The sequence below is a fragment of the Deinococcus pimensis DSM 21231 genome, from assembly GCF_000519345.1.
Lineage (GTDB): Bacteria > Deinococcota > Deinococci > Deinococcales > Deinococcaceae > Deinococcus_A > Deinococcus_A pimensis.
Genome location: NZ_KI912625.1, coordinates 89,699 through 95,754 on the forward strand (window position 1 = coordinate 89,699; position 6,056 = coordinate 95,754).

Sequence of the window (6,056 nt, forward strand, 5' to 3'; positions counted from 1 at the left end):
GGCGGGCGAAGCCCAGCACGAGGCGCGGCACGAGCAGCAGCGCGGCGTACGCGCCGCCCACGAGCAGCGTGACCGCCAGCACCACCCCGAGGGGCGCGACGACCTCCTCCTGCACCCAGGGGACGGGCACGCGGACCTGCACGGGATTCTCCAGCTGAAGCAGGATCACGAACGCGGCCAGCGCGAACAGCACGACCACCTGAAGGAACAGCACGACACGCACGGGGACAGTCTAGAGCAGCGGAGGGGCGCGATGTTCAGGTTCGAAGCGCGTCCTCCCCGTCGTCGATTCCGGCGGGAAAGTGCGACACGAGCAGCCCGAGGCCCAGCGCTCCGGCGCGGCGCGTGAGCTCCGGCGGCAGGTAGGCGCGCGGCACGGCCACGTCGGGTCCCGCCACGGCGCCGAAGTGCAGGTAGACGTCCTGCAGACCGCGCGCGCGAATGAGGGCGCGCAGTTCGTGCGCGTACGCGTCGAGGAACTCCAGCGCCTCCTCGACCTGCGTGTCGAGGTTCCCGGGGTCGGCGGGACTCACGAGGACGCTGAAGCCGGAGTCCTCGTGGACACGCCCGGCGGGCGCGGGCTCTCCGCGCTGCCAGAGGTGCTCGGGTTCGAAGGACAGTTCGGTGAGGACGAGGTCCACGTCGAGGGTGGCGCCGGAGACGACGAGGAGGCAGGACATGAGGGCCATGATGGGGGACGCGCCGCGGGAGGCGGGTGCGAATCGCACGGGGTGCGTTTCGTTGGATCATCCGACACCGAAATGAGGCGTATCACGAACGCCGTGAACTCCCTGCCGTCCTAAGCTGACGCTCTAGAGTGTCAGCTGTCATTAAATTTCCGCCAGATTGAAAGACAGGCGATATGGAAACGATCCATATCGCCTGCTCTTACTATGCGAGTCGGTGGATGTCGCCGGCCCGGCTACTGGTCAGGGTTCGAATTCCCTTCTCCCGGCGGCTGAGCGTCCGCCTGTCGCGTCGGTTGTTCGTCTTCAGGCCTTGCGAGGGCCCGACCGACGAGTATCGAAACGATGGCGAAGCACAGGAGGTTGAAGATCCCAAAGGCCAGGAGAGCCTTGCCCGCGAGCTGGGAGAAGGTATGAAATTCAAATTGAAACATATGTTTGATCTAGATGAGCGCTTCAGTCTACGGCACCCTCCGCACCCGATGCGGAAATCATGCACGTGACAAGGAGAGGTAGATCCGATGCGGCGACGATCACAAGGAGAGGTCGGTGCCATATGCGCGGCATTCGTCCCTCGGGCTCCCCGTCGGGGGCGGGCGGTCTTCCTGGCATCAGGAAAGAAGCGCCTGGCTCAGGTCCTGACGCTTCCGGTCAACGCGAACGCCGTGCAGAGACGGCGAAGGCCCCCGCGAGGAGCGCGAATACCTTCGCGCTCAACAGCGTTGTCAGATAAGCCCCGCTTTTGTGCGAGTCATCGAGAGGCATAAGATAAATTATTATGAGCCTGACGATCAAATAATCAAACACGGCTTTCTTCATAATTCTATCAGGGTAAGTTTGAATCATCATACCCAGACATGGAATACGCATCGTCAAAAAGCAAAAAGAAGGAGGGTCGGGACCCCACGGTCCCGACCCTCCTTCTTCCAGGCTCAGCTCGCCTTGCTGGGTGCCGCCTTGCCCGCACGACGCTTCGACATCTGGTTCTCGTAGAACACCACCATCGGCGCGACGATGTAGATGCTCGAATACGTCCCGATCAGGATGCCGACGATCAGCGCGAGGCTGAAGTCCCGCAGCACCGCCCCGCCGATCACCAGCAGGGACACGAGCGGCAGCATCGTCGAGACGCTCGTCATGAGGGTGCGCGACAGCGTCTGGTTGATCGCGGCGTTCACGATCTCCCGGTACGGCCGCCCGCGCATGGAGCGCAGGTTCTCACGGATGCGGTCCGACACGATGATCGAGTCGTTCAGGCTGTACCCGATCAGCGTCAGGATCGCCGCGACCGTGTTGATGTTGAACTCCAGCCCCAGCAACGCGTACAGGCCCATCACGATGGCGACGTCGTGCAGCACCGCCACCACCGAACCGAACCCGAACGCGAAGTCGAAGCGGAACCACACGTACACCAGGATCAGCGCGAGCGACAGCAGCACCGCCCGGATCGTCTGATCGCGCAGCTCCGCCCCGACGCTCGGCCCGACCGTGTCCACCGCCTGCACCTCGCCGCCCGGCAGCTTCTGGAAGGCCGCGCGGAAGCGCTCGATCTCGGGCTGCGTGAGCTCCGGGACCTTCACGGTGTAGCTCGTGCCCGGCACCGCCGGATTCACGGTGCTCTGGATCGTCGCGCCGCCCGCCGGGGCCTTCGCGAGGCCCACGCCCGCCACGGCCGCGCGCACCTGCTCCACGCTCGTGCCCGAGTTCGTCCGCAGCGTGAAGTTCGTACCCGACGTGAAGTCCACGCCGAAGTTGAAGCCCTTCGCCAGCATCACGCCGCCGCCCGCCAGCGCGAGCAGCACCGACAGCGTCGTGATGATCGGCGCGGGCTTCATGAAGTTGAAGTTCGGCGTCGCGAACCACTGCGGCGCGCTCAGCTCGCGGCGGCGCGCGAAGGCCTCCATCAGCCACTTCGCGAACACCAGGTTCGAGAACGTCGACGCGACCACGCCGATCGCCAGGATCACCGCGAACCCCTTCACCGGGCCCGTCGCGTAGTTGTACAGCGCGAGCGCCACGAGCAGGTGCGACATGTTCACGTCGAAGATCGTCCAGAACGAGTGACCGTAGCCCGCGTTGATGGCGCCCTTGATGCCGCGCCCGCGACGCAGCTCCTCCTTCACGCGCTCGAAGGAGATGACGTTGCCGTCCACCGCCGCGCCGATCGTGAGCACGAGGCCCGCGATGCCCGGCAGGGTCAGCGTGGCGCCCAGCCCCCCGAGAATCCCGAGGATGATCACGGCGGAGAACAGCAGGCCCAGCGCGCCCACCAGACCGAACCAGAAGCCGTAGTACACGAACAGCAGCACGAAGGTCAGCGCGACGCCGATGACCGCCGCGATCGCGCCCGAACGGATCGCGTCCGCGCCGAGCGTCGGGCCGATCTCACGCTGCTCCGCGAACTTGATCGGCACGGGCAGACTGCCCGACTTCAGCACCAGCCCGAGGTTCGTCGCCTCCGCCGCCGTGAAGTTCCCGCTGATCTGCACGTTCGTGCTCAGCGGCTCCTGGATCGTCGCGACGCTCTTGATCTCGTCGTCCAGAACGATCGCCATGAGCTTGCCGACGTTGCTGCGCGTGAACGACAGCAGCTTGTCCGCGCCCGCCGACGTCGTCTGGAAGGTCACCACCCAGCGGCCCGACGTGGGATCCGTGCCGGGCGTGGCGCTCTGGACGATCTCACCCGTCGCCTGCACCGGACCGAGGTCCGTCAGGCGGTACTGACCGGTCTGCGGATCGGGCTGCGCGCCGTCCTTGACGATGCGGAACTCCAGCACCGCCGTCTGACCGATCACGGAGCGGGCGTTCGCCTGCTGCGCCTCCGTCAGGCCGGGCAGTTCCACCACGACGCGGCTGTCGCCCTGGATCTGGATGTTCGGCTCGGCCACGCCGAGGGCGTTCACGCGGTTCTCCACGACGGTGCGGACCTTCTCCAGGTCGTCGCGGGTGAAGTTCGCCTTGTCGGGCTCCAGCGCCACGCGCAGGCCGCCCTGCAGGTCCAGCCCGAGGTTCACAGCCTTGAAGCCGCCGTTCTGCGGCTGCCACAGCGTCCAGAGGTTGTCACGGTGCTCCCACGGACGCCAGACGTACGCGATGGACGTCAGCAGCACGAGCAGCAGCATCAGGGCCGTCCAGGGGAAGCGGCGCGGCGGCGCGACGTTGCGCCGCCCGCCACCCTGACGGGCGCGGTTACGGTTACGGTTACGAGGATCGGTCACGGGAAACTCCGGAAATGAACACGAGAGACGGAAGAGGAGAGGGCGGACGCAGCGCCTCAGCCACCGTCGAGCAGACGGCTCCCGCCCAGCGCGAACACCCGCGGTCGGAACTCCGCCCTCGCCCGCAGCCCCGCGCCGCCGGCACGGAGCGCCGAGAAGGACACGCGGTCCAGCGGCCCCGGCGCCTCCCCGACCTCCACGGGCACGAGCGGCGGAAGCGGCGGCGCCGCCCGCAACTCCGGCAGGGGCGCCGGGGCGAGCCCCACCACCCCACCCCGCAGGGCCAGCGCGAACTCACGCGGCCCCGAACCCAGCAGCACCGCCACCACCGACAGGAACGTCACGAGACGCTGCCAGGAGCGGAACCTTCGGGTGGGCTTCATGCGAACCATACTCTAGTGCAAGGTGGTGACGAGAGCGTGATCCCGCGCGCCAAAGGACGGCACACGACACCGCGGAACGCCCCCACCCGTGAAGGGAGGGGGCGTTCCGCGGTGGGCGTCGACGCGTCTCTGCAACTTGTTTGGTGGCGTACGGACCGGGGGCGGCCCGGTCCTCATGCCTTGGGCGACGACGCGTCTCCGCAACTTGTTTACGCCGGGGTCACGTCCACCATCTCGCTCGCCTCCAGCACGTCACCCTCCTGGATGTCGTTGAAGTCGAGGTTCACGCCGCACTCGTAGCCCGTCTGCACCTCGCGGACGTCGTCCTTGAAGCGCTTGAGACCGGTGATGGTGCCCTCGAAGACCACCTGACGGCCACGCAGCACCTTGAGCTTCGCGTTGCGCTTCAGGCTGCCGTCCTGCACGTACGAACCCGCGATGAGGCCCGCCTTCGGGTGACGGATGACCATGCGGACCTCCGCGCGGCCGAGGTAGCGCTCCTCGAACACGGGCTCCTGGTTGCCCTTGATGAGGCGGTCCACCTCGTCGATCATCTCGTAGATGATGCGGAAGCTCTTGAGGTCGATGCCCTTCTGGGTCGCCGCCTTCTGCACGCTGCCCGACGCGGTCACGTTGAAGCACATGATCTGCGCCTCGGCGGTGCTGGCGAGCAGCACGTCGCCCTCGGTGGGCGCGCCGATCCCGGCGAGCATCACGTTGAGCTTCACGTCCTCCGTCTGCTTCTTCGCGAGGATGCCCTGGATGGCCTCCAGCGAGCCCTGCGTGTCGGCGCGCAGGATGAGGTTCACCTCGCGCACCTGCTCCAGGCTGCCCATCATCTCCTCGAGCGTCTGACGGGGGCGCTTGCGGGCCTCCTCCGCGTCGCGGCGGGTCGTCACGCGGCCCGCGACGATCTCGCGCGCCTGATGCTCGTTCTTCGCGCTGACGACCGTGTCGCCCGCCGTGGGCGCCTCGCTGAAGCCCAGGATCTGCACGGGCGTGCTGGGTCCCGCGTCCTTGATGCGGTCCCCGAGCGAGTTCGTCAGGGCCTTCACCTTGCCGTAGTTCTCGCCGACGACGAGGAACTCACCGACACGGAGCGTGCCCTGCTGCACGATCACGTTCGCGAGGACACCCTGCTGCTTGTCCACGCGGCTCTCGACGACGACGCCGCTGAACTCGCCCTTCGGGTCGGCCCGCAGGTCCGCGAGCTCCGCCACGAGCGAGATCATCTCCAGCAGGTCCTCGACGCCCTCACCGGAACGCGCGGAGACGGGCACGACGATCGTGTCGCCGCCGAAGTCCTCCGGCACGAGGTTGAGCTGGATCAGGTCCTGCTTCACGCGGTCCACGTTCGCCGTCGCGAGGTCGATCTTGTTGATCGCCACGATGATCGGCACGTTCGCCGCCTGCGCGTGCGCCACGGCCTCGCGGGTCTGCGGCATGATCGAGTCGTCCGCGGCCACCACGATGATCGCGATGTCCGCGACGTTCGCGCCGCGCGCGCGGATGCTCGTGAAGGCCTCGTGACCGGGCGTGTCGATGAACACGATCTTGCCCTTGCTGGTCTTCGCCTCGAAGGCGCCGACGTGCTGTGTGATGCCGCCCGCCTCCTTCGCCGCGACCTTCGTCTTGCGGATGTAGTCCAGCAGGCTCGTCTTGCCGTGGTCGACGTGACCCATGATCGTCACGACCGGCGCGCGGTGCGGCACGCCCGACTCCACCGCCGCCTCGGGCGCGCGCACCTCGCGCGCCTCCGTCGCGGTGGC

General features: G+C 67.2%; 5 protein-coding genes and 1 pseudogene. All 6 read right to left on the reverse strand.

Going from position 1 to position 6,056, the window contains the following annotated elements; all coding sequences use genetic code 11:
- Positions 1-223: pseudogene (locus tag DEIPI_RS38785) on the reverse strand (hypothetical protein); the annotation flags it as partial.
- A gap of 34 nt (positions 224-257) precedes the next feature.
- Positions 258-680 (reverse strand): DUF4279 domain-containing protein, encoded by a 423-nt coding sequence (locus DEIPI_RS0103015; RefSeq protein WP_169737006.1) that lies wholly within the window; start codon positions 678-680, stop codon positions 258-260.
- Positions 681-1,337: 657 nt separating this feature from the next.
- Positions 1,338-1,505, reverse strand: coding sequence for a hypothetical protein (locus tag DEIPI_RS38790; protein ID WP_169737007.1), 168 nt, complete (start codon positions 1,503-1,505; stop codon positions 1,338-1,340).
- A gap of 113 nt (positions 1,506-1,618) precedes the next feature.
- Positions 1,619-3,904: a protein translocase subunit SecD gene (gene secD, locus DEIPI_RS28090; RefSeq protein ID WP_045233538.1), complete on the reverse strand. Its 2,286-nt coding sequence runs from the start codon at positions 3,902-3,904 to the stop codon at positions 1,619-1,621.
- 56 nt (positions 3,905-3,960) lie between these two features.
- Entirely contained in the window at positions 3,961-4,287 is a 327-nt protein-coding gene (locus DEIPI_RS0103030) for a hypothetical protein (protein WP_157463434.1), read from the reverse strand.
- A gap of 209 nt (positions 4,288-4,496) precedes the next feature.
- Positions 4,497-6,056 (reverse strand): translation initiation factor IF-2 (gene infB, locus DEIPI_RS28095; protein ID WP_084473902.1); only part of this gene is annotated, 1,560 nt, incomplete at its 5' end.

Excerpts from the sequence above, each read along its gene's own strand:
- DEIPI_RS0103030 (WP_157463434.1), bottom strand. The coding sequence starts at position 4,287 with ATGAAGCCCACCCGAAGGTTCCGCTCCTGGCAGCGTCTCGTGACGTTC.
- DEIPI_RS0103015 (WP_169737006.1), bottom strand. The coding sequence starts at position 680 with ATGTCCTGCCTCCTCGTCGTCTCCGGCGCCACCCTCGACGTGGACCTC.
- DEIPI_RS38790 (WP_169737007.1), bottom strand. The coding sequence starts at position 1,505 with ATGAAGAAAGCCGTGTTTGATTATTTGATCGTCAGGCTCATAATAATT.